Origin of the sequence: Streptomyces sp. WELS2, from assembly GCF_013870595.1 — a bacterium.
Classification (GTDB): Bacteria; Actinomycetota; Actinomycetes; order Streptomycetales; family Streptomycetaceae; genus Streptomyces.
The window spans coordinates 1-1,537 of the sequence record NZ_JACBWZ010001176.1 but is presented as its reverse complement, the minus strand read 5'-3'; the positions used below and the strand labels follow the sequence as shown (position 1 = coordinate 1,537).

3 protein-coding genes and 1 pseudogene are annotated in these 1,537 nt (G+C 74.2%); 1 reads left to right on the top strand and 3 read right to left on the bottom strand.

What is annotated here, in order from left to right:
- The 3 genes and pseudogenes from H5J33_RS34785 to H5J33_RS38530 all read right to left on the bottom strand — a co-directional run.
- A partial coding sequence (locus H5J33_RS34785; RefSeq protein WP_181798642.1) for an acyl-CoA desaturase occupies positions 1 to 885 on the bottom strand: 885 nt, incomplete at its 3' end.
- Between the two features lie 26 nt (positions 886 to 911).
- On the bottom strand, positions 912 to 1,091 hold the full coding sequence (locus tag H5J33_RS38535) for a hypothetical protein (protein ID WP_309485569.1): 180 nt from the start codon (positions 1,089 to 1,091) through the stop codon (positions 912 to 914).
- A gap of 15 nt (positions 1,092 to 1,106) precedes the next feature.
- A pseudogene (locus tag H5J33_RS38530) lies at positions 1,107 to 1,190 on the bottom strand (hypothetical protein); the annotation flags it as partial.
- Here H5J33_RS38530 and H5J33_RS34775 point away from each other — a divergent pair.
- A partial coding sequence (locus H5J33_RS34775; RefSeq protein WP_309485568.1) for a beta-ketoacyl synthase N-terminal-like domain-containing protein occupies positions 1,185 to 1,537 on the top strand: 353 nt, incomplete at its 3' end. The pseudogene H5J33_RS38530 and the gene H5J33_RS34775 sit on opposite strands and share 6 nt — an antisense overlap.

The following is a 1,537-nucleotide window of genomic DNA, read 5'->3' as shown; positions in this document are numbered from 1 at the left end:
GTCGTACGCCCAGCCGAGGCGTTCGAACCAGCGGATCAGCCGGGCGCTCGCGTCGAGCTGCCCGGTGAGCACGCCGTGCCGGGCGCTGGTGGGGTCGGCGTGGTGCAGGTTGTGCCAGGACTCCCCGAAGGACAGCGGGGCCAGCCACCACACGTTGCCCGAGCGGTCCCGGCTGCGGAACGGACGGGAACCGGTCGCGTGGCAGATGGAGTTGATGGACCAGGTGACGTGGTGGACCAGGCAGATCCGGACCAGCCCGGCCCAGAACAGCGCGGTGAGGGCGCCCTGCCAGGAGCGGGTCAGCGCCGCTCCGAGCAGGGCGGGCAGGGCGAGGGAGGCGAGCACCAGCAGGCCGAACCGCCGGGAGATCAGCATCAGGGCGCGGTCGCGCACCAGGTCGGGCGCGTAGGCGCGGGGCGAGGCGTGCTCGGTCTCGAACAGCCAGCCCAGGTGGGCGTAGAGCATGCCCTTGGCGAGGGCGCGGGGTGAGTGGCCGTACCACCAGGGCGAGTGCGGGTCGCCGTCCCGGTCGGAGTACCGGTGGTGCTTGCGGTGGTCGGCCACCCAGGTGATCAGCGGGCCCTGCACGGCGAGGCTGCCGGCCAGCGCGAGGGCGATCCGCAGCGGGCGGCGGGCCTTGAACGAGCCGTGGGTGAAGTGCCGGTGGAAACCGACCGTGATGCCGAGCCCGCTGACCAGGTAGAAGGCGACGGCGAGCGAGAGGTCGACGGGGCTCAGCCCGTGCCGCCAGGCCAGCGGCACGGCGGCGAGCAGGGCGAGGAACGGTACGGCGACGAAGACGCCGATCATCAGCTGCTCGCCGGTGGGCCGGGACCGGCCGCGAGTCGCCGCCGGCGGGGCTGCGTCGGAGATCTCGGAGGACATGACGGCCCTTTCTCCGCCCGGGCGGACTAGTCGGCGGCGGTGAAGGCGAGTACGGCGTTCTGGCCGCCGAAGCCGAAGGAGTTGCTGACGGCGGCCGCCATCCGGTGCGGACGGGGCACCTTGGTGACGATGTCCAGGTCCATCGCCGGATCGAGCGTGTCCAGGTTGGCGGTGGGCGGGATCAGCTGGTGGCGCAGGGTGAGCACGGTGCAGGCCGCCTCGATGGCGCCGGCGCCGCCGATGGCGTGCCCGATGGCGCCCTTGACGGCGGTGACGGGCGGGGGGCGGCGGAAGACGCGGTGCAGCGCGTTGTGTTCGGCGGTGTCCCCCTGCGGAGTGGCGGTGCCGTGCGCGTGCCCAACATGGCCGCCGCGGAGATCGCCCTGGACCTCGGCGCACTCGGTCCCAACATGGTGGTCAGCACCGCCTGCGCCTCCGGCACCAGCGCGCTGGGCCTCGCCCGGGACTGGCTGCTGTCCGGCCGCTGTGACCTGGTCCTGGCCGGCGGCAGCGAGTCGGCCCGGCTGCGGATGACCGCCGCCTGCTTCGCCCAGATGCGCGCCCTGTCCCGCCGCGCGGACAGCCCCGACGCCGCCTCCCGCCCCTTCGACCGGGACCGGGACGGCTTCGTCCTCGGCGAGGGCGCCGCCGT